The following is a 24081-nucleotide window of genomic DNA, read 5'->3' as shown; positions in this document are numbered from 1 at the left end:
TTAAAAAAAGCATGCCAATTTTATAAATTTAAGAATATAATAAACATATATCAAAAATTAAAATTGAATCTTTTTGCTTTTATAAATATAGTCTGTACCTTTGCCATGATAATTCTTACATAAAAATATATAATAATTATCTAAATATTTGATTTCACCATTTAATTTTTTTCTATAAGATTGAAAATTTGTAATATATTCAACATTATCAAAATATTGTGATATTAAATTAGTATCTGATGAAGTAGTTATATGATAAAAGTCATTTCCTATAAAATCATTATCTTTATACCAAAAATCAAATACTGTAGGGTGATATGTATTCCAATTTAAACATACAGCTTCTTTTTCTGTATCTATATAGAAATCAATCATTGAAGGTATTTGATAATTTAAGCCAAACATTCTTATGTTTTTATCCATATTAGAATTATAATAGTCTTTTAAATCATACCTTATTGCATTATATTTATAGTATCTATCTGTAGGGTCTCCATTTATAGGTATAATAGGCATAAAGTATTGAAGTATTACTATAAATATAGCTATGTTACAAAATAAAACATTAGCAAGAAAAAGATTTCTAATATATTTTTTATTCCAGTTTTTAGATATATAGTATGATACTAAAAATAATCCGCCTCCATACATAAATAAAGCCCAATTTGCTTCTAATTTATTTTTAAATGATTTTTGCAATATATAAATAAATGGCAATAATGATATAAAAGCAAAATAAAAATTATTTTCTATTTCTTTTTTCTTTAAAAAATCTATAAATATTTTTATAATTAGATAACAAAATAATATAAAAAATAAAGGGCTGTATAATCCTATTTGTGCTCCCCAAAAATCTAAAGTTCTATTAATACTTCCAGGTTTTTGAAGCTGTCTATCTAATGCGTATTTTATAAATGTAAAATCAGTTTGAAAATTATATATTATAAATGGCATGTATACTAAAGCAGCAATTATAAATGATAAATAAAATTCTTTAGATAAAAATATCTCTTTTCTTTTATTTGAAATTAGTGTGAAAAAACAAATTGAAGCACCTACAAATATAGCACCTTCTTTAGAAAGTAAACTAAAACCAAATAAAAAACCAGCTAAATAGAAATATTTTTTATTTGAATATATTGCTTTATAATATGCCATTATTGAAAAAATTAAAAAATAAAACATAGGGGTATCTATTGTTACAATGAGAGAAAGACCAGCAAAAAAAGGTATGGTATTAAAAAGTATAACAAATATTATAGCAGTGTTTTCATCTTTTTCTTTTTTTAGGAATATATAAATAAAAATAGATACTAATATACTAAATAAAATACTTCCAAATCTAACTCCAAATCCAGTATTTCCAAATATAATCATACTTAATTTCATAAAAAATGCTATTCCAGGACCATGGTCAAAAAAACCAAATGGAAGATGTTTAGTCCATAGGGCATAATGTGCTTCATCATCTATCAATGTAGTAAACGAAATTAAAATAATTTTAGCTATATATGATAATATAATAAATATAAATGAAATTAAAAAAATTTTATTATTAATTATTGTTTTAAAAAATTTATTAATATTATCTTTCATATTAATATCCTTGTTATTCTTTATTAGAAAAAGCAGCAATCTTTATATAAAAAACATTTACAATAAAAATATTATAAAAGAATTTATAAGTGAAAAGTTTGTAAAAAATATTGATAATTTTCAATTAATGTAAGATTATTTATGCTTATATTAAGTTGCTCCTAAAATAAAGTTGTCAAATTATAAAATATATATAAAAAAAATCAATGTTTTTTACAAAAATAATTTACATATTATTCACTATTATAAAAAAATCTATGTTTATTTAAAAGAGATATGAATAATATTAATAAATAAAAAAGGAAGCTCAAAAATTGAACCTCCTTTTTTTATATTATATAAAATATAATATTATTTATTTTTTAATACAATAGTCATTAATGAAGAAAGAGCAATAGCTTTCACACAATCACCAAGAATAAATGGAACACTTCCTTTCATTATAACTTCTGTTAAAGTGTATGGAGTACCAACATTTGCAGACCATATGTATAAACCTATCATACCGCAAATATGCACTATAGCGATTTGTGATACGAATAATATTACAGAAGTTTTTACAAAGTTTACAGCATTATTTTTTTCAGTATATTTACCTAATACCAAAGCACATAAAGCATAACCTACTAAATAACCAGTAGTAGCACCTAAAGCATTTGGAGCTATTGTAGAAGGAAGTCCCATAGAACCAGCTAATATAAATAAAGCAACAGAAACAAAAGCCCAAAAACCGCCAAGTGTTAAAGCACTAGCACATACAGCAAAAGTAGCAAAGTTAATAGGCACAGGTGTGAATGGTAAATATATTTTTATTTGTGAAGCAATAGCTAAAGCAACAGCAAAAACTAAAGCAAGTGATAATTTTTTTACAGCAGAAGCATCATTAATTAAATAAGCTCTAGCACTATTATATCTTTTTAATATTGTAGTCATAATTTTTTTACTCCTTTATATTTTAATTATTTTTATTAACCTAATATAGCAAGCAGTACACCAGCAGCAACAGCAGAACCAATTACTCCTGATACATTAGGACCCATAGCGTGCATTAATAAGAAGTTGTGAGGGTTAGATTCCTGTCCAACTTTGTTAGCAACCCTAGCAGCCATAGGAACAGCAGATACTCCAGCAGCTCCTATTAAAGGATTAATTTTATCTTTACTAACAGCATTCATTAATTTAGCAAGTAAAACACCGCCTGCAGTACCCATAGAGAATGCTACTAAACCTAATACCAATATACCAAGTGTCTCAAAACGTAAGAATTTATCAGCAGCCAATTTACTACCTACAGATAAACCTAACATTATAGTAACAATGTTAATTAATTCATTTTGAGCAGTTTTTGATAATCTTTCAGTAACGCCAGATTCTTTAATTAAATTACCAAACATCAAAGCACCAATTAGAGGGGCAGCATCTGGTAAAAGTAAAGCAACAAGTATGATAACTACAAGAGGGAATATAATTTTCTCTCTTTTACTAACAGGGCGTAACTGTTTCATTTCAATTTTTCTTTCATTTTCAGTAGTAAGCCATTTCATGATAGGAGGCTGAATAATAGGAACTAAAGCCATATAAGAATAAGCAGCAACAGCAATAGCACCCAATAAACTAGGTGAAAGTCTTGAAGCTGTAAATATAGCAGTAGGACCATCAGCACCGCCAATAATACCTATAGAAGCAGCATCTTTAAGTGAGAAATTGATAACAGGTACATAAGTTGATAAAACCATAGCACCAAGTAAAGTACCAAATATACCTATCTGAGCAGCAGCACCAAGTAAAGCAGTTTTAGGGTTAGCAATAAGCGGTCCAAAATCTGTCATAGCACCAACACCAATGAAGATGAATAGAGGGAATAATCCAGATTCAATACCAAAAGTATATATTTGACCCAAAAATCCGCCGCTGCTTAAAGTAACAGGAATCCCATTAATAATCTCTACAACAGGCAAAGCTGCAATATTAGCAACAGGTATATTAGCGAGTATTCCGCCCATACCTATAGGGATAAGTAAAAGCGGCTCAAAACCTTTAGCTATAGCAAGATATACTAAAAGTAAACCTACACAAATCATAATAATGTTCTGCCATAGTGGAGCAGTTTTTACTTTAATATCATTAAGTTTTGTTTGATATTTTTCTTGTTTACTTTTTTCAGCTTTTGCCTGAGCTTCAGCTATTTCTTTTTCACTTCTAGGGAAAAATCCGCCAAAAGCAGTGTTTCTAGCTAAAGATATAAGTGATTCTTTTATATCAATAGGTTTATATTCTTCATTCTCTTGTGCTAAAACCACAGATGCTGTCATCAAGACAAGTGTAAATACTAAAAATATTTTCTTCATTCTTTTCACTCCTTCAAACAAGCATCTATTATCCAACAATAGCTAATTCCTGACCAGCAACTACAGCATCACCCGGTTTAACTTTTACCTCTTTTACAACACCGCTTGCAGAAGATTTAATTTCTACTTCCATTTTCATAGCTTCTACAATCAATATAGTAGTTCCATCTTGAACTTGTGTTCCAACAGGAGCAAGTATTTTTAATACTGTACCAGGTAAACCAGCAGTAACAGGAGTAGCAGAACCGCTTGAAGCAGGAGCAGCAGATTGAGCAGCACCAGCAACTATACCATCTTTAATAGTATAATCATAGCTTACACCATCAACTATAGCCTTACCATTTTCTATTTTTACTCCATAACTAGAACCACCAACTGTAACAGTAACTTCATTGCTTGTAGCTTTAACACCATCAGCAGAAGCACCTCCAGCATTCTTTCTAATACCAAGTTTAGCTTCACCTTTAAGGAATTGTATACCTTTTTCTTTACAAGCAGCAGCTATAAATACGTTTTCATCAGAAAGATCAGTGATACCAGCATCTTTTAATGCTTGTTCAGCTGCTTTTCTTCCTTTCTTAGGGTTTCTATCATCTATATCCATAGCAAGCTCTGTAGTAGGCTCTAAACCTAATTGTTCGCTAGCTATTTTTACTATTTCTGGGTCTGGAGTAGAAGGAGTTCTACCAAAATAACCTAATACCATTTTTCCATAACCATCAGCAATCTTTTTCCAATCGCCTTGCATTACATTGTTAAATGCTTGTTGGAAATAGAATTGTGATACAGGAGTTACAGAAGTACCGAATCCGCCTTTTTTAACTACTTCAGTCATAGCTTTAATAACTTCAGGGAAACGGTTCATTACATTAATATCTCTCATCATTTGAGTATTAGCTGTTAATGCACCGCCAGGCATTGGAGCAAATGGAATCATAGGCTCAACGGTTCTACTTTCAGGCGGAAGGAAGTAATCTTTCATACATTCTTTGAATACTTCTTCAGCTTCTCTAATTTTATCTATATCAATATCAAAATAGAAATCAGTACCTCTCAAAGCATGCCACATAACTATTAAATCTGTAGAACAAGTACCGCCAGATACAGGAGCTAAAGAAACGTCTATACAATCAGCACCAGCATCTAAAGCAGCTCTATATTGTAAAGCACCAATACCAGCAGTTTCATGGCTATGCATTTGTATATGTACATCTTTACCTAAAATCTTTCTAGCTTCTTTAATTGTATCATAAACCACTTGAGGAGTAGTAGTACCGGAAGCATCTTTAAAACATACAGAGTCAAAATCTACATTGTCTTTTATTTGAGTTAATACTTTACCATAGAAAGCAGCATCATGAGCACCTTCACATCCAGGAGGAAGAGCCATCATAGTAACGCATACTTGGTGTTTTAAGCCTGCTTCTTTAATGCATTGTCCGCTATAAATTAGGTTATTTACATCGTTTAATGCATCAAAGTTTCTAATGGTGGTGATACCATGTTTTTTGAAAAGCTGAGCATGAAGTTTAATCATATCTCTAGGCTGAGATTCCAAACCAACAACATTAACTCCTCTTGCCAAAGTTTGTAAATTAACATCTGGTCCAACAGTTTTTCTAAAAGTATCCATTACATCAAAAGCATTTTCATTGTTGTAGAAAAATGCACTTTGGAATGTTGCACCGCCGCCAGATTCAAAATATTTAACACCAGCGTTTACAAATGCTTCTACAGCTGGCATAAAGTCTTTGGATAATACTCTAGCACCGTAAACAGATTGAAATCCGTCCCTGAATGCTGTTACCATAAATTTTACTTCTTTTTTTGCCATATTATTTTCTCCTTATACTTGTCCATTACTTTTTATTACTATGAACATGTGCTAAAGCTATAGCAATAGCAACCATCTTGTCATTACTCACAGATTGAACGGGTAATGCAGTTTGTTCTTCTTCTTTCTGAGGCATAATTTTATCTACTTGTGCTATAATAACACTTACTAGCTTCATTACATAAACTAATATTATCAAGAACAATACTACTACGCCCATACCTATAAGCATTATTTGTAAGGCTTCTATGATACTTCCGTTCATGAAATCCTCCTAACTTTTATTTTGGAACTATTATACAATATTTTACACATATATACAAGTATCTTTATACAAAATAAAAACTACATATCACAATATATTTGACTTTTATAACATAGTATATATAATATTAAAAAGATTATTTGGATTTATGTTAAATGAATACATCTTCTAAACCTATAGCTGTTTTTGATTCTGGATTTGGCGGTATAAGTGTTTTAAAAAAATTATTGAATATGCTTCCCAATGAAAATTATATATATCTTGGAGATAATCATAATATACCTTATGGTGATAAATCTAAAGAAGAAATAACTCAATTATCTATAAAGATATTAGACTTTCTTATAAAACAAGATTGCAAAATGGCAGTTATTGCTTGTAACACTATTACTGCTTCTTCTTATGATATATTAAAAGAAAAATATAATATCCCTATAATAGAGACTATATCTAATGGGGTAGAGGATATAATTGATAATACAAAAAATAATAATATATCTATAATGGCAACAGAGTTTACAGTTCACTCTAATATGTATCATGATAAAATACTTAATTACAATAAAAAAATAAAAGTTACTCAGATAGCTTGTCAGAAATTATGTCCTATGATAGAACATAATTGGAATAGCTATGATGATAGATTTGAAGTTTTAGAAAATTATATAACAAAAATAGATGATAATTCCGATACTTTGCTTCTTGCTTGTACGCATTATCCTCTTATAATAGATGATATAAAGACAGTTGTAAAGAGCAAAAAAACTAATATAAAAAATATAATAGACCCTAGCACAAAAATAGTATTATCTATAAAAAAATATCTTATTGATAATAATTTGGTTAATACTTCTGGAGGAAATTTAAAATTTTTTACAACAGGTGAAAAAAAAGATTTTAATGATTTTATTTCTCAATATATAAAAATTAATTATGAATTAGAAAGAATAGTTTTATAAGAATTATTTATTTTTTTCTAATTTGTTTTTAACAAAACTGCTTAAGATATTTAATTGTTCTGGATTTGCTTTAGAAGCTTCTAAGTTTTGACTTTCTATCTCTTCATAAACCTCTTTTCTAAATATTTTTACATCTCTTGGAGCATTGATGCCTAATTTTATTTGATCGCCTCGTATATCAACAAGCATGATTTCTATGTTATCGCCTATAACAATGCTTTGATTGATTTTTCTAGATAGTACAAGCATATATCAACTTTTCTCCTCTTTTTTATTATTTTCAGCATTGTTCTCTGACAATATTGGGTGTCTTGTATTATATTTATCACCAATAACAGTACATTGTCTTGCTTTATGATTTTTAATATTAAAAACTATTGGAGCTATTAAATTTGCACTCATAGCTTTGAAATTGTCATTCGGTATTGTTACTATTGTTAATAAATGTATATCTTCTTCTTTTTCAATTTCTAATAGTTTTATATCATTATCATGAACATCGGGTTTATAATCTTTAAATACCAGAAATGGATCTATCAATATAAAGCATATATTTTTATCATCTTTAGATTGAAGTATTTTAAAAGTACCTTCTTCGTCCATATTGAGCAAATAAAACTCATCATAGTCCTCAAATGCTAATATGCTTCCGTTAAGGTGATATAAATTGTTATCAGAAACTTCTACTTTTCCTAATATTCTAGATTCTATTTCTGGCATCAAATAATTTCCTTTAAGTTTTTATTGTTAAATTAGTTTATATTATCTCATATAATCTAATAATGTTCTTCCTAATAATCTTCCTGTAGTTTGTAATGTTGCATTATGAGCATATTGCCACATATTGAAATTAACAATCTCTTCAGCATAATCAATATTTTCATTTTTAGCCAAAGCCTCATCTATTGCAAGTTTTTGGTCTTCAAAACTATTGTATCCCATATCGAGTCTTGTTACTTTTGAAGAAGCATTAGCCTGAACAGTTGTAACATTATCTATGGCACTGTCTATATATCCTAAAGCTTCACTGCCTATAGCTCTAACATCATCATTAAGCATAGCATCTCTTAAATATATTAAGCTCTCAAATATAGATTTACCAGAAACAACCGCACTAGGTTCATAATTGTTTTCTGGAATGTTTCCTGCTCCTTGTCTTACTAAACCTATATCTTGTAATACAGTGCCTCCTTTTAAATCTTGTAAAAGTATTTTATGAGGAGTAGATGTTTTTAATTGTATAACTTTAGCACCTCCTCTTAAATCTCCTATAGAAGCACTAACATTTCCATTAGCATCGTTTATTCTCTGAACTATAGCTTCAATATTGTCGCCTTGTTTTATGTTTATAACCATATCATCTATCATAATATCTTGGTTTTCTGAAGCAACATAATTGCCGGCATCAACTGTTGATATTATTTCCATATTTGTACCCCAAAAAGTATAGTTTCCCGGTGTACCAACATTTATATATTGACCATTTTCTATTTCTCTATTTTGAGCATTAGCATCGCCTTCATACATTACTGTTTGAATTATTGAACGTCCTGCCTTTTCATCATGTCCGTATAATGCTCTAAATGGTGCAGTTTTTACACTTGTGCCAGAGAATATAAACTCTCCTTTGCTTTGAGTTTTAGATATGTCATATATTCTTTCTATCATTTCTTCTATTTCCATAGCCATTGTAGCTCTGTCTTCTGCAGAGTATGTGCTGTTTGCACCTTGCACTGCTAAGTCTCTTGCTCTTGCTAAAGCTTGTGTAATAGAACTCATAGAATCATGTGCTACACTTAATCTTTCTTTACCGTCTACTATATTATTTTGATATCTATCTAATGATGATTTTCTTGTTCTGTAGTAAATAGAATTGATTGTGGATGTAACATTTTCATGAGGTCTTTGTACTCTTTGACCTGTAGATAGCCTTGTTTGAGATGCTTCCATTTCACTATAATTTTTCTTAATACTGCTTATAGCTCTATTATATTGGGCTTGCTCTGTAACTCTCATATTTTTAACTCCTAATTAAAAAATATATATCATCCCAGTTTGTTTTATCGTCATAATGAAAAATTGTTTTATTATTTTTTTATCTTATTGAAGAAATTTTTATTATTATATTTTTCTAAATACATAAACAAATATATTTTGTTATATAAGTTTTTGTTTTATTCAACTTTTTCCCGCCGCAAAAAGTTGCAAAAAGTGCAAGTATTTTAGCTTTATATGTTTGAAATATAAATAAAATATAATATCTATATTTTAGACTAAAAAATGCAGTCTTTTTGCTTCTTTGGGTCACCAAAAGAAGTGGGGTGCGGGGCAAAGCCCTGCAAATAATAAAAAAGATAAAAATTTTATTGTTCTTTTTCCCGCCGCAAAAAGAACCAAAAAGTGCAAATATTTCACTCTTATTATATAATAAGATAATGTGGGGATACGGTGGCTAACCCATGCAAATAAAAAACTTAAAATTTTTAGTATGTTTTCAAAAATATACTAAAAATGAGGATAGTACATGCATATAATTGATAAGAAAGCTAAAAAAATATTATTTAATTATTTTTGGAAAAATGGCTGGATTGATGATAATAAAATGATAATAAATGATGATGATTTTTTATATGCAAAAGAAAAAGGACTTATGTTTGATTTTACAGATGAAATTATTAAACATGATGAACTTATAATAAGAATAAATGATTTGGTAAAAGAAATTAATTTTGAAAATACAGTCAGAGCATTTTTGTGCAGTTTATCAACTAGACAATTAAATTTAAGAAGTTTTATATCAAGTTTATATTTAGGCAAAAAAATCAATATTCATAATTTTATAAATAATAAGTCATATCCATCATATTGTAATGAATGCAATGATAATTACTTTATCATTGGCGATGACTTTAATTTACAAGATAGAAATGTATATAATTTTGAAAAATATAAATGGGGCGGAGTGAGGCTTGAACATTTATCATATATTTATTTTGATTTAGAAGAATTTAAAAAAATTAATGATTTTGAATTTTACCCAACTCCAGATGATATAAAAATTTTTAATGATATTCTAAAACAAATAGATTCATACAACAATGAAAAAGACTCAGCAAATAAATTAGAAAAAACTTTAAAAGATATTTTTCCATCTTCAAAAGCTGAAAGGATTATACTTTTAGAAATATTATCCTATTTGGATATTTTGGAAGCTAAAGAAGAAAGAGAATACAGAGATACTGAACTATCCGAGAAATTAATGCATTGGAGAGGCGGAGATTCATACAATAAAATTAATGCTTTGAATATTTTTAATGAATATATATTTACATAAGATATAGAGTAAATACTAGATATAAAAAGGTTAGGACTTAGCATTTTTGAATATATTTGAGTATTAGTTTATAAAAAATGCAGTTCTTCGCAAAGCGTATCCGAAGGATATAAGGTTCTTTTATGCCAATACCTAAGTAAGTACATTCGGTCGCTCTGCGGACTTCGTCAAAGTTTTTACTTCATAAAATAAGATTTTACTGTTCCATATATTGATGAAGTAAATCTCTTATTAATTTCTAAAGGATTTATATATTCTTCTTCATTGCAGCTGCCATTTTCATCTAGTCTGTGGAAAGCAATATTTTTAAATGTTACTTTTTCACCCGCATCCATTCCAAACCACATATATTCAAAATCTATACGGCATGCAATATTTAACATAGAGTCTTTTAATTCATAATAAGTATAACTTCCTCCATCTTCAATATCTCTGCTTCTTTCAAATGACATTTTATTTGCCATTGACATAATCTCGCCTGCTGTTATTTCTCTATCTTCAAATGAAATGATTTTGTTATTTTTTATATGCTCTTCTTTCACTTCTTCAAATAATAAATCAAGCTGATTTATAGGCTGTAATATTTCGTAGTCGCTTAATTGATTTCTCCATTTTGATAATTTTTCTTCGTCTAATTCTATTGGGTGAACTAAAGTAATATTTTTTTTATTTTTTAGACTATCTTCAAATATGTATTCTTCTTCATCAAAAGTATTAAAACTTCCATCTTCCATATATCTAAAGCTTTCTATTAAATTATTTTTTTCATCATAAACGCCCCATATAAGTTTTAAAGCAAATATATTCATTATTGGGTTGTCAACAAAAAGCTCAGTAAAAGTTTTATAAGACCATTTACGTCCGTTTAATAAAACTTTATTTAATCTTGTTATTTGATTAGAAGTTATCATTTTTATGTTTTTCTTTATCAAAGTTAATTCTTTTTTAGAAGCATCTGCTGTTGCATTATTGTCTTTGCTGTTTGGTGCTGGGAGTGATTTTAAAACTTTATCATTTGAATCTGTTACTTCGATAGTGAAATCATTTTTTATTTGAAGTTTAAATACTCTGTTAGCTTCTCCTCCGTAATGAAGCTCTCTCATTCCTTTTTTATCAAAGTCTAAATCTGGAATTATTTTATCTATTAGCTCATCTTCTGAAATCTCTAATGCTTTGGCAGTCTTTTTTAATGCATCTTTAGCAGCATTTTTTACCTGATTATTTTTAACTTTTACAGACATTGTATCAACTAATACCAATGCAAATTTGCTTGCATTTAATGCTATGGCATATACCGCATGTGCTGCTAATGCTCCTCTTGAATTTAATGCCCATTCTTCAATTTGTGCTTTTAATTTTAAGAGTTTATCTTCAGGCTGGAAAATACAATATGGAATAAGTATATTTTTTAATTTTGTATCTGCTTTGTTGTTAAGCCAATTAGAATATATAGCGTCAAGTGCATTTCTAAATGAGTTAATATCAAAAAACTCTGCTATTTTGTTGCAGTCTTTTAATATGGAAGGCTCTTTTAATGCAACGTATTCCATAAACACATACTGAACTATTTTTAAAGGTGCTTTAGTTGTTTTATCTTTTAATAGAATATTAGAAAGTATATTTTCGTCTATATCTTTTATTAGAGTTTCATGTCCTTCATTATAGTATTTATTTAAATGGGCTTCTATCTCTTCAACGTTTTTGAACTTAAAATCATCATTAAACTTCTGTAAATCCCAATATTTAATTATTTCTTTATAAACTGTTCTTGATGCTTCTTTTCCTTCATTTGCTAATTTTTCTACTTCGCTTCTTACAATGCTTTCATTATTACTGATTACTGATACGCAATGCTTTTTTATTTCTTTTGATTTTGCTGTATCAAGAACTTTRAAAACAAAATCAAATTTATTATCTATCAAATCTTTTAACTTATCACTGMAAATATAATCAATAAATGATATAGTGCCTTGAATATTTGATGTTATAGAAGTGATAAATGATTTATCTTCCATAATAGATTTTGTTTCTTCTACATTGTTTTTTATAAGAGTTATAATATCATCTTTTGAGTCTAATAATGATAAATAAATATTTTTTAGTGGTACTTTTTTATCATTAACTAATTTTTCTTTAATTGATAAAATATCTCTGTTATAGAATATTTTCTCAGTAGAAACATAAATAGAAATTTTGCCGTATATTCCGTAACGATTTAATAATTTAGTAGTAATTTCTGATGCTTCATCATTTACTTCGTCAAGCGACATTATAGCCGATAAATAATGACTATGACTATCATAAATTTTTTCTTTTACATATTTAATTACATATTTAGTGCTTTTAGAAGTTATATCATCGAAACTTTTAATAGCTACATTTGTTTCTAATAAATACACGCATATTTCTTTTAACTTTGCTACAATAGAATTAGCATCAATATTATATTTATTATCATTTCTTGCAAGCATAATTGATGAAAGCATAGCATAATCAAGATATAATTGTTCAAATTTTGATTTTTCTATTATCTCATAAAGTTTATAAAAAGTTTCTTTGTCTTCATCATATAATTTTTTTATTTCCAATGTATGCTTAGAAATAAAAAGAGTGTTGTCATTAAGTATTTTGCTTAATAAAATACATTCTTTAGGGAAAGAGCATATTTTTAAATATTCAGGTATAAGTTCTCTCGTATAGTAATAATATAGTTTATCCTCTGAATAGCTTTTAAATAATCTTTTATATAATTGTCCTGTTCTTCCTACCATTTCACGGGATATATTTACAAGAAAATAAATCATATTATTATCTTTATTTAAAATATTAATTAATCTTTTATACACTTCTTCATCTTTATCAGCTATAGTAAAAAGCAGTGCAGTAGTTTCTTCATCATTAATTTTTAGAGAGTCTATATAATTTAATAATTGTTTAATAAGGATTTTATCATCATCTTTATTTATGAGATATACAAAAATAGTTAATAATAAATGAGGTGCTTTTTTTAATAATATTTCATTATCATTTTTTACTTTTTCTAAATATTGATTAAAGTCTTTAGGCATATAATGTTCTAATCCTAAAAAACCCCAAAAATTATTTACTTGTATTTGTATATATTTATATGCTTCATTATGGATTAAACCAGACTTAGCATATTTTGTACCATATTCTCTTTCATATATAATATTATAACTTTCTATTAATACTTTTTCTAAATCTTCACCGACACATAATCTTAAAATTTGATTGGTAGTATTGCCTTTATATATATATTTAATTACAGTTGCCGCGTATCTTGATAGAGCTTTTTTATCTTCTTCTTTAGTATTTTCATCAAAATAAAATTTGAAAATTTCTTCAGCATCATAGCTATAATAATTTTTAAAAATAGGGCAGCTATCTATTCTTCCGTAAAAATAATCAATTAATGCGTCCTTATTGTTTTCATATTGTAATATGCTTTCAAACTTATTTCTTATTTGTTCTTCATTATTATTTTCCATATCCCACCTCGTTGATAGTATTTTTATACAGTATAATTAATTTTCTTTATTCTGTCAAATTTTTATTACTGTTGCTATGTTTGCACAATTTATAATAATACTTGGCTTACTCTAATCATTAAATATTTGATATTATGCTGTTGAGTGTATCTTTATCTATATCTTTTATCTTTATTATATCTTTTGGGCTTTCATCATATTCATTAATTTGTTTTTCGTAGATTATTACATCATGCCATTTGGATAATTTATATCCTGTGTTATAAAGCATGCCGCATTTTTTAAACTCAAAATAATCATGAAACTTTTCACTTGCTATATTTCCAGATGTTACTCTAGAATAAAATGTTTTGAAACCTTGATATTTAAGTATATTAATTAATGCTAGGCAAAGCTTTTTTCCTAGTCCTTTTGATTTATAATTATAATCCATATATATAGAAAGTTCTGCGTCCCATTTATAGGCTTCTCTCTCCATAAAACTATGGGCATATGCATACCCTAATATTTTTTTATCTTCTTCTTCATATACTAAATAGGGATACACTTCTATTATATTTTTTATTCTCTTTTCAAACTCTTCTATACTAGGCAATGAATATTCAAATGTGATGTTTGTGTCAATATAATTTGAGTATATTTCTAGTATTTGTTTTGTATCTTCACAAGTTGCAAGTCTTATTGGCATTTATTATCCTTAAAAGTGATTAAACAAAATTATAAATTATGTTAACTTTTTTGCAATCAAAAAATATTTATTTCTATTTAGATTATTTATATAAAAAAATTATCTAATTTGTTTTTTAGGTGTTGACAATAATTTTTAAACGAATATAATAGTCTAATATCGGACTATATATTTATATTTTTAAGGAGCTTCAATGATAAACAAAGTAGAAGAGATGGAAAAATCTTTCTTTAAATACGTACTTCCTTCTATAGTATCAACTATGCTTGGAGGGCTTTATATAGTAGTTGATGGTTTTTTTGTTGGTCATTCTATGGGCGACAATGGGCTTACTGCAATCAATTTAGTTTATCCTATAGGAACGGTGTTATTTGCTACAGCTGCTATGCTTGGAATGGGCGGATCTGTTATAATGTCTACATATCTTGGAGCTGGAGATTTAGAGAAGTTTAACAAGGCTAAAATTAATACATTTATTACTTTAATAGTTGCAAGCATCATATTAACTCTACTACTTCTTTTAATAAAAGACAAATTAATTTATCAGCTTGGTGCGAGAGATATAATATTTGAACAGGCTAACAGCTACATTACAACTATTATATTAGGCGGTACATTTCAGATTATATCTGCAGGAAGCATGCCTATAATAAGGAATTCTGGTAAAACTATACATGCCATGAGTTTTATGGGTATAGGTCTTATAACTAATATTGTATTAGACTATATGTTTTTAATGGTTTTAAGATTAGGAACTTTTGGGGCTGCATTAGCTACAATTATAGCACAGGCAATAGTTTCTGCTATTTCTATATATTATTTATTTATTAGAAAGAAATATAGAACAAAAATAAGATTATCAGATTTTGATTTATCTATGAGTAAAAGAGCTATTCAAATAGGGCTTTCTCCGTTTGGTCTTGTAATGGCTCCTTCTTTAATAGTAATATTTAATAATTTGCAATGCATAAAATATGGAGGATATATTGGTACTAGTGCATATTCTGTAATTAATTATATTTATGGTTCTATAATATATTTATTTGAAGGTATTGCAGAAGGTTGTCAGCCTATGATTAGTTTTTTCAAGGGTGCTAAGAGAGAAGAGCTTATGAGAAAGGTTTTAAAGAAAGGAATATTATTTTCTTCAGTGTTAGGATTTATATTAATAATAGTAGTTCTTTTGTTTAAAAATAGATTAGGAATTATATTTGGTGCTTCAATAGAGACAAACAACATTGTAAGTATTGCTATGCCTATAATAGCTATATCGTTTATACTTCAGCCTATGGTAAGAATTGGTACTGCTTATTTTTATTCTTCTGGCGAGAGTAAATATGCGAGTCTTTTAACATACATAGACCCTTTGTTTGTAAGTCCATTATGCATAATGATTCTTCCTATATTTTTTAAGCTTAATGGTGTGTGGTTGGCAATGCCTGTAGCTCAGATTATATTAATGAGTTTACTTTCTGTAATATATTATAACACAAATATAAAGAAAACAGATTTTTATAATAATAAAGAGGTCTATGATACCAATAATTGATTTTTAAAAAAGCAGAGCAATAGTTTGCTTCTTTGATGAAGTCCACACCGTGTAAGGGGAAAATAAGATATTTGCAGGGCTTTGCCGCCTGTTTTTTTACCTAGTAGGTACCTTTCGGGATTTGTATAAAAGAACCAAAAGAACTGCATTTTTATGAAGTATAGACATAAACATATAGTGTCATTATATATATTTTTTAGATATAAAATTTGAATACTTGCACTTTCGCGAAATGTATACGAATAAGCGAAATAATTTGTACTTTTTGCAACTTTTTGCTACGGGAAAAAGTTGAATAAAAATAAGAACATAAATTAAAACAACATAAATATTTATTAATTTACTTTTGCAACAATTATCATTTATATATAAAAAAAGGAGACGAGTTTTGCCCGCCTCCAATATAAAAAACACAATCTATATACAAATTACCACTTTTTGTAAGTAACTAAAGTAGGGTCATCTACTTGTTTAGGGAAATAGTCTTCGCAAGAACCCTCTCTGTAAACATCAGCAGTAGCACAATGTAAACCTCCACCAAACGGATAAGCATCTCTAAATGGTACAGGGATAACATTCATTCCTAATTTATCCATTTGCTCCATTTGATAAACTTCACTTGCTTCAACTAATACTGTTTTATGGTCTAATACCAAACAGTTCATAGAAAGCCAAACACTAGAATAACAAAGAGGCGGAGGAGTTTTATGTGCAGGCTGAGCAGCATCAACGATCTCCCATCCATTAGCTTCAAATATTTTTCTTTGTTCCACTGGAAGTCTTCTTGTAGGGTTGTTAATTATTAAACCGGGTCTTAAAGGTACAAAAGTAGCATCAATATGTATTGGATAAGGGTCTCCAGGGAAGTTTACAGCATGCACCCTAAAGTCTGGATACTGTCTTCTTAACCATTCCATAGCTTTTCTGTTTGTAGTTAAACCATGCTGACAGAATAAATCTTTACCAACCCTCATAACATCAGCAGCATCAAAAAGTATTTCATGTTCTGTTGTAACCATATGAAGCTTAGCAGTTCTTTCAAGTAAAACTTCTTCAGTAACATCTCCATCAAAATAATGCATATCATAGCTTGCATCTCCAAGTTCTGGACGAGGAGCAGATATCCATTTAAAATCAGGGTCTTCATCAAAATATTTTCTAAGTATAGGTGAATAAGCCAAATACTCAAAATATCTTGATCTAAAAGACATAGGAGCAGCAATTATTTCATTACCAATAGTTAAAAGTACATCTCTAGGAGGCATACATCCAAACATACTTCCAGTCATAAAATGAGGTGTTACAACAGCCTGATTCCATTGTAGAGGAGTAGGTCTATCAACTTTAACACCGTGCTGCTCTAAGATTTTACAAAGATTGTCTAGTTGAGCATTTGCTTTTTCTACAGTATCTAATGGTCTTGGTCCTGTCATACCTCTCATTGGGCTGTCTAATGGTACTTTAGCTTTTGATGCTGGTTCTGATGGTGCTATACAGCAGTTATCAGCTCTACCTACTATAACATGTTTTAATGGGTCGAAATCATTCCAAGAATTTACGATTTTCATAACGAAATCTCCTTAAATAGTTAATAAATGTATAAAATAATGCATAATAGAAAAAACTATCATACTATATTTGCAGTTTTTGTTTTTTGATTATTTAGATTAAAATAGAAAATTAAGAGTCACCTCAAAAAGAGGCTAGAAGAAATAGAAGAATAAGAAAAAAGATTGATTAATTTATTTTTCATTTTGAAATCCTAATTTAGAAATAAATATTTTTATTTCTTTAACAAAAATTATAATTTATTTTTATCTTTTGTCAATATAAAAAATATTTAATTTTATTTACTTTTTATTAAAACAAATATTATAATAAAAACTATGAGGATTATATAAATTATTATTATAATTTTTTTATACAATACTCATAGTTTTATTTTTTATAATTTAAGATAATACTTCTTTCATGTTGTAAAGTTTAGGTGCTTTACCAACAATAAATTTAGCTGATTTAATAGCACCATGAGCAAATATCTTTTTTGACATAGCCTTATGAGTAATCTCTATAGCCTCATCATCTCCATAAAATATAACACTATGTTCTCCAACCACACTTCCACCTCTCAATGAATGCATGCCTATCTCTTTCTTTTCTCTTTTGTGTGTACCGCTTCTTCCATTAACTAAATGCATTTCATTATTTAATGTATTGTTAATAGTGTTATATAAAGTTTTAGCCGTACCGCTTGGAGAATCTATCTTTTTATTATGATGAGTTTCTACTATCTCTATATCAAAATCATTTAACACACTTGCAACTTTTGATACTATCTCATTCATTAATGTAACACCTATAGAAGTATTTGAAGATAGTACTATAGGGATCTTTTTTGATGCTTCATTTATCTTTTCTAATATTTTATCATCATAACCTGTAGTACATATCACAATAGGTATATTATTTTTTACTCCATAATCAAGCATATCTTCAATTAATGAAAAATGAGAAAAATCTACTATTACATCACCTTTTTCATTAGTGAGATTGTCAGCAAAACCAGCTAACTCTAAACTGTCATCTTTTTCAACTATATCTTTTAATATAGTTGCCATTGTTCCAATACCATGTATTATTATTTTAGTTGTTTTCATTTTTTAATCCCATATTTGTTTATTATTTGAGCTACATGTTCTCTATTTTTTTCGCTTAAAGGTCCAAGAGGAGAACGGCAAGGTCCAACATCAAAGCCCATTATATTCATAGCTTCTTTTATAGGCACAGGATTAACCTCTATAAACATAGCCCTTACTAAATCTATATAATGTATTTGTGCTTTTATGGCTTCTTCTACTTTACCATTAAGGAAGTTCATTACCATATCATGATTTTCTTTAGGTATAATATTGCTTGTAACAGATATTACTCCTTTACCTCCTAAAGCAAGTATAGGTGTAACCATATCATCATTTCCAGAATATAAGTCTAAGTTTGGAGCAATATTGGCAATATCAGCGGTATAGCTCATATCTCCGCTAGCTTCTTTAATTGCAACTATATTAGATACTTCAGATAATTTTTTAATAACATTAAGCGGAAGTTTTACGCCTGTTCTTGAAGGCACATTATACATTATAACAGGCACTTTTGATGCATTGGCTATTTGTGTGTAGTAGTCTATAAGTCCGCTTTCATTACCTTTGTTGTAGTATGGAGTTACTGCCATTATAGCATCAGCACCATATTCGCATGATTTTTGTGTGAGTTCTACTGCTGTTTTGGTGACATTGGTTCCTGTACCTGCTATAAGCATTGTTCTTTTATTTGTAACTTCTATACAGAATTTTATTACTTCTATCCTCTCTTCCCTTGTAAGTGTAGCACTTTCTGCTGTTGTTCCTGCTGCTATTATAGCGTCTGTTTTATTTGCTATTTGATATTCTATAAGTTCAGCAAGTTTTTTATAATTGATTTCTCCATCTTTTGTAAATGGTGTTATTAAAGCTACACCAGCTCCTTCGAATAATGACATAATTTTTCTCCTTTTTTATTTATTATTAGTTGTTTTTATTTTTTTAAATAAATCTTTTTTTAAATAACTTTCATAAACGTTAGCTATCTGCATTTTCACGCCTATATTAATAGCCCTTTCATCTATATCAAACATACTATTATGAATAGGGTAGTTTATTTTTTTGTTTGCAACTCCCAAGCTAAAAAAAGCCCCGCTTATGTTTTGAAGATAATAGCTAAAATCTTCTGTTGTCATATTGGCATTTTCTTCTACAATATTTAATTTTATATTGTTAGCAGATTCTCTTACTATATCTACAGCATTGCTATGATTAATCAAAGCAGGATATGAAGGCATATTTATAAACTCTGCTTTAGCATTAAAACTATATGCTGTGTTTTTAACAATTTTTTCTATTGCAGTTAATCTTTCTTTTCTTTTTTTATCATCGCAAAGCATTCTTATAATGCCTTCCATTTTTGTAAAATCAGCAACGATATTTCTTGCACTTCCTCCATTCATCAAACCAACATGAAGCCTCATACTTCCGTCTGTAAATGATGAAGTGTAGCTATGCATTTGAGTTAATATATGACTAGCTATTAATATGCTGTCTATTCCATTATATGATTTTGCTCCGTGGGCAGATTTACCATACACTTTTACATCAAACATATTTGAACTAGCATACATTGCACCATATTTTACTCCAATGCTTCCTACTTTTAATTCAGGATTAACATGAAGCCCATATATTACATCAACATTTTTTAATGCATTTTTTTTAATCATTGGCAAAGCACCGCCTGTAGTCTCTTCTGCAGGCTGATATATTAGCCTTATATTGCATGGAGGTTTTATTTCAGAAAAATATTTTGCTATGCCTGTTAATATAGCAGTGTGAACATCATGTCCGCAAGAATGACATTTACCTTTATTTATTGAAGAGTATTCACATTTTTTTAAGTCTTCCATAGGCAAAGCGTCCATATCAGCCCTAAATGCCACTGTAAAACTTTTGTCTTCTCCCTCTATATCTGCTACTATTCCAGTTTCTGCTACTTTTACTTTATGTTTGATATTTAAACTTTTTAATATAGAAGAAATCTTTTTTGATGTGTAAAACTCCTCAAAACCTAATTCTGGGTGTTTGTGCAAGTCTCGCCTTAAATCTATTAAATATTTTTCAATAGAATTAAGTTTATCATCCAATATTAAATATTTACTATCTTTTTGCATACAGCCATAACCTTTAACTACAATACTACAAATTAATAATAATATAATATGTTAATTTTTAAATATAGTACTAAGTTAATTTTTTTATAAAATTTTTATAATTTTTTTATTATCTTTAATTAAGAAATGTTTAGAATTACTTACGTTTGAAAGATTTATAGAATTTAGAAAGTTGGAAATGAATATTTGAAGTTAAATTAGTTTGACAGGTGTTATACGATAAACACATTTTTTACTCCTTTTAATATTTCTATATATAGTTATTATATTCAAAAAATTATAAATGTCAAACAAAATAATAAACTTTTTTACATATTTTTTTATTTTTTATGATATTTAATTTTCTTTCACTATAAGCACTATTATTTCCGATATAAACATAGTAATGATTAAAGATGTATTTTATTTTTTGTTTATAATAGTTTCAAAGACTTTAGTAGATTTAATTAGATTATTCGGCAATGTTATAATATTTGGATTTTTGCTTTATTTTATTTCCTATATAACAAGAAGACTATTTGCTAAAACTTTAGGAAGCAAGGCAGAATTATATATAACAGGGTGGATAGGAACCCCAATACATGAAATTTCTCATGCTTTATTTTGTATTATATTTAGGCATAGAATTGATGATATAAAACTCTTTAATACAAAATCTGACACAATAGGATATGTTCTTCATAGCTATGATTCACGCAGTTGGTATCAGCAGCTTGGAAATTTTTTTATAGGCATAGCACCAATTATAGTTGGAAGTTTTATTGTTTATTTGCTTTTTATAGTTTTACAGCCAGAGCTTAAAGAAAATATTTTTAATATACCAAAAATTAGCTACAACAATAAATATGGAGTTTTTTCTTTTTTTATTAATGAGTTTTTTAATGTATTTAATTCAGTTTATTATATATCAAAAAACATTATAAATAATATTATAGTTAATTCATCATTAAAACAATTAAGTTTTTGGATATTTCTTTATCTTTCAATATCAATAGCTTCTCATATGGAATTAAGCCCTGCAGATATATCTCATGCTTGGAAAGGAGTTATTGTGTTATTTGCCTGCATTCTTATATTAAACACTTTTTTAATACTTATTAAAATGTTATTTAATATAGGTATTCCAAAAAATATTTTAATATTTATAAATAATTGTATTGATGCTTATACTCTTTTGTTAATATTTTCTTTTATAATATCTATGTTTAATATGCTAATTTCTTATATAATATTAACACCTATTAATTATATTAGAAACGGCTATTTACTTAATCCTTTTAGTATTAGATAATTAGTATTATATAATTTGTTGAAAAAAATCATAATATTAATATAATAAAACAAAAAACAAATTTAGAGAGGATGCATGTATTTAGAAAACATTAACTCTATAGATGATTTAAAAAAACTTAGTATAGAAGAGCTTCCAATTTTAGCTTCAGAGATAAGAGAGTTTTTAATAAAAAGTGTTGCAGAAACTGGCGGGCATTTAGGAAGCAATTTGGGGGTGGTTGATTTAACTATAGTTTTGCATTATTTGTTTAATTCTCCAAGAGATGCTTTTATTTTTGATGTTGGGCATCAGGCTTATACGCATAAGATTCTCACAGGAAGAAAAGATAGATTCAGCACTTTAAGAAAATATAAAGGCTTATCAGGCTTTCCAAAAAGAGAAGAGTCAGAGCATGATATAGAAGAGACAGGGCATTCTTCAACTTCGCTTTCATTTTCTTATGGAGTAGCAAGTGCCAAAAATATTTTAGGCTATAGCGGGGAAGTGATAGCTATTATAGGTGATGGTGCTATGACAGGAGGGATGGCTTTAGAAGCTATGAATAATATAGCACATACCGACAAAGACATGATAATAATATTAAACAACAATGAAATGTCTATTGGTAAAAATATTGGTGCCATTTCAAAGTTTCTAAATACCACTTTAAACGACAGCCTTGTTCAAGATGCATCATACAAATTAAAAAATTTAGTTTCCACGCTTCCATTTGGAGACATTGCAAACGAGTTTATAGATAGAGGTAAAGGTGCTATAAGAAGTTTTGTTGCTCCGGGTATAGCATTTAGCGGACTTGGATTTAAATATTTTGGTCCTGTAGATGGTCATAATTATGAAGAGCTTATTGAAACATTTGAAAAAGTAAAATCTATGCGAGGTCTTAGATTTGTGCAGGTAAATACAATAAAAGGCAAGGGATATAGTAAAGCAGAAGAAAACCCTACAAAGTTTCATGGAATTGCTCCTTTCAATGTAGAAACGGGAGAGTTAAAAAAGAAATCATCAAAAACTTTTTCTAATCTTGCAGGTGAGTGCATAGTAGATATTGCAAAAGAAGATAAAAGAATAATTGCAATAACTGCAGCAATGGAATCTGGAACAGGGCTTACTGAATATGCTAAACTTTTTAAAGATAGGTATTTTGACGTTGGAATAGCAGAGCAGCATGCTGTTACATTTGCTGTTGGTCTTGCAGAGAGCGGGCTTATACCTTATGTTTATTTATATTCAACATTCTTGCAAAGGGCTTATGACCAAGTTATACATGATGTTGGTATAATGAATGCTAATGTTAAGTTTATGATTGATAGGGCTGGTTTGGTGCCAGAAGATGGGGATACTCATCAGGGCGTATATGATATTTCTTTTTTAAGCATTGTTCCAAATATTGTTATAATGGCTCCTGTGGCAGAAAAAGATTTTAGGGATATGTTTATAACTTCTTATAATTATAATGGTCCTACAGTGATAAGATATAATAAGTCTTCTGTAAGAGAATGCGATAAAAATATAATACCTGATAATTTTGAGATTGGTAAGGCTCATATTATTAGAGAAGGCAAAACAAATTGCATTATAAGTTATGGACAAACTTTGATTGATATTGTTGATGCAGTAAATGAAATTAATCTAGATACTACTATTATTAACTTATGCACATTAAATCCTTTAGACGAAAAAACTATAATTGATGTTGCAAAAAAATCAGACAATATTCTAATAATTGAAGAGAGTGTAAAAAGGGGAGGAGTTGGTGCTGCAATATTAAACATTCTCTCAGACAATGAAATATATAATAAAAAAATAAAAATACATGCTCTTCCAAATAAGTTTTTTGAAGTTGCTTCTAGAGATGAGTTACTTAATATTTATAAATTAGATAAAGAAGGCTTAAAAGAGACAATAAATAATTTTTTTGATTAATTTATAAATATTTCATCACTAAAAAA

Annotated in this window: 19 protein-coding genes; 5 read left to right on the top strand and 14 right to left on the bottom strand. The window is 28.1% G+C overall.

The annotated features are described in order from the left end of the window. Positions 1-57: 57 nt before the first annotated feature. From GQX97_RS03220 to GQX97_RS03200, 5 genes are all read right to left on the bottom strand, one after another. On the bottom strand, positions 58-1596 hold the full coding sequence (locus tag GQX97_RS03220) for a glycosyltransferase family 39 protein (protein ID WP_157150509.1): 1539 nt from the start codon (positions 1594-1596) through the stop codon (positions 58-60). Positions 1597-1947: 351 nt separating this feature from the next. Further along, positions 1948-2529: a biotin transporter BioY gene (locus GQX97_RS03215; protein ID WP_157150508.1), complete on the bottom strand. Its 582-nt coding sequence runs from the start codon at positions 2527-2529 to the stop codon at positions 1948-1950. A gap of 35 nt (positions 2530-2564) precedes the next feature. Continuing rightward, the gene (locus GQX97_RS03210) at positions 2565-3944 is read right to left on the bottom strand and encodes a sodium ion-translocating decarboxylase subunit beta (RefSeq protein ID WP_157150507.1); all 1380 of its coding nucleotides are present in this window, start codon (positions 3942-3944) and stop codon (positions 2565-2567) included. Between the two features lie 28 nt (positions 3945-3972). Further along, a complete protein-coding gene (locus tag GQX97_RS03205) occupies positions 3973-5778 on the bottom strand; it encodes a biotin/lipoyl-containing protein (protein ID WP_157150506.1) in 1806 nt (601 codons plus the stop codon). A 25-nt stretch (positions 5779-5803) separates the two neighbouring features. Beyond that, a complete protein-coding gene (locus GQX97_RS03200) occupies positions 5804-6043 on the bottom strand; it encodes an OadG family protein (RefSeq protein ID WP_157150505.1) in 240 nt (79 codons plus the stop codon). Positions 6044-6198: 155 nt separating this feature from the next. Here GQX97_RS03200 and murI point away from each other — a divergent pair, with 155 nt between their 5' ends. Further along, entirely contained in the window at positions 6199-7002 is an 804-nt protein-coding gene (gene murI / locus GQX97_RS03195) for a glutamate racemase (protein ID WP_157150504.1), read from the top strand. Between the two features lie 3 nt (positions 7003-7005). On the opposite strand, the gene csrA is transcribed toward murI, so the two are convergent. Genes csrA through GQX97_RS03180 form a run of 3 tightly spaced genes read right to left on the bottom strand, consistent with a single transcriptional unit; the run spans position 7006 to position 9018 of the window. Then, positions 7006-7251: a carbon storage regulator CsrA gene (gene csrA, locus GQX97_RS03190; RefSeq protein ID WP_157150503.1), complete on the bottom strand. Its 246-nt coding sequence runs from the start codon at positions 7249-7251 to the stop codon at positions 7006-7008. Positions 7252-7254: 3 nt separating this feature from the next. Then, complete coding sequence (fliW, locus tag GQX97_RS03185) at positions 7255-7722, bottom strand: flagellar assembly protein FliW (RefSeq protein WP_157150502.1); 468 nt, start codon at positions 7720-7722, stop codon at positions 7255-7257. Between the two features lie 42 nt (positions 7723-7764). Continuing rightward, positions 7765-9018: a flagellar hook-associated protein 3 gene (locus GQX97_RS03180; protein ID WP_157150501.1), complete on the bottom strand. Its 1254-nt coding sequence runs from the start codon at positions 9016-9018 to the stop codon at positions 7765-7767. A gap of 508 nt (positions 9019-9526) precedes the next feature. Between GQX97_RS03180 and GQX97_RS03175 the strand changes: the two genes are divergently transcribed. Further along, on the top strand, positions 9527-10336 hold the full coding sequence (locus GQX97_RS03175) for a hypothetical protein (RefSeq protein WP_157150500.1): 810 nt from the start codon (positions 9527-9529) through the stop codon (positions 10334-10336). Between the two features lie 176 nt (positions 10337-10512). On the opposite strand, the gene GQX97_RS03170 is transcribed toward GQX97_RS03175, so the two are convergent. Both GQX97_RS03170 and GQX97_RS03165 read right to left on the bottom strand, forming a co-directional pair. Continuing rightward, positions 10513-13845: a DUF4132 domain-containing protein gene (locus GQX97_RS03170; protein ID WP_157150499.1), complete on the bottom strand. Its 3333-nt coding sequence runs from the start codon at positions 13843-13845 to the stop codon at positions 10513-10515. A gap of 118 nt (positions 13846-13963) precedes the next feature. Further along, positions 13964-14533 carry a GNAT family N-acetyltransferase gene (locus tag GQX97_RS03165; protein ID WP_157150498.1) on the bottom strand — a complete coding sequence of 190 codons (570 nt, stop codon included), beginning with the start codon at positions 14531-14533 and terminating at the stop codon, positions 13964-13966. Positions 14534-14726: 193 nt separating this feature from the next. Here GQX97_RS03165 and GQX97_RS03160 point away from each other — a divergent pair, with 193 nt between their 5' ends. After that, on the top strand, positions 14727-16082 hold the full coding sequence (locus tag GQX97_RS03160) for an MATE family efflux transporter (protein WP_157150497.1): 1356 nt from the start codon (positions 14727-14729) through the stop codon (positions 16080-16082). Between the two features lie 428 nt (positions 16083-16510). Here GQX97_RS03160 and GQX97_RS03155 read toward each other — a convergent pair whose 3' ends face one another. The 4 genes from GQX97_RS03155 to GQX97_RS03140 form a co-directional block, all read right to left on the bottom strand. Further along, on the bottom strand, positions 16511-17650 hold the full coding sequence (locus tag GQX97_RS03155; protein WP_157150496.1) for a serine/threonine protein kinase: 1140 nt from the start codon (positions 17648-17650) through the stop codon (positions 16511-16513). A 384-nt stretch (positions 17651-18034) separates the two neighbouring features. After that, complete coding sequence (gene dapB / locus GQX97_RS03150) at positions 18035-18739, bottom strand: 4-hydroxy-tetrahydrodipicolinate reductase (protein WP_157150495.1); 705 nt, start codon at positions 18737-18739, stop codon at positions 18035-18037. After that, positions 18736-19617: a 4-hydroxy-tetrahydrodipicolinate synthase gene (gene dapA, locus GQX97_RS03145; protein ID WP_157150494.1), complete on the bottom strand. Its 882-nt coding sequence runs from the start codon at positions 19615-19617 to the stop codon at positions 18736-18738. The genes dapB and dapA overlap by 4 nt, the downstream gene beginning before the upstream one ends. 15 nt (positions 19618-19632) lie before the next feature. Then, on the bottom strand, positions 19633-20838 hold the full coding sequence (locus GQX97_RS03140; RefSeq protein ID WP_157150493.1) for a M20 family metallopeptidase: 1206 nt from the start codon (positions 20836-20838) through the stop codon (positions 19633-19635). 385 nt (positions 20839-21223) lie between these two features. Here GQX97_RS03140 and GQX97_RS03135 point away from each other — a divergent pair, with 385 nt between their 5' ends. Continuing rightward, entirely contained in the window at positions 21224-22129 is a 906-nt protein-coding gene (locus tag GQX97_RS03135) for a hypothetical protein (RefSeq protein ID WP_157150492.1), read from the top strand. Positions 22130-22204: 75 nt separating this feature from the next. Then, positions 22205-24055 (top strand): 1-deoxy-D-xylulose-5-phosphate synthase, encoded by a 1851-nt coding sequence (gene dxs, locus GQX97_RS03130; RefSeq protein WP_157150491.1) that lies wholly within the window; start codon positions 22205-22207, stop codon positions 24053-24055. Positions 24056-24081: the final 26 nt, after the last annotated feature.

The sequence above is a fragment of the Brachyspira sp. SAP_772 genome (genome assembly GCF_009755885.1).
GTDB lineage: Bacteria > Spirochaetota > Brachyspiria > Brachyspirales > Brachyspiraceae > Brachyspira.
This window is presented reverse-complemented; position numbering and strand designations above follow the sequence as displayed.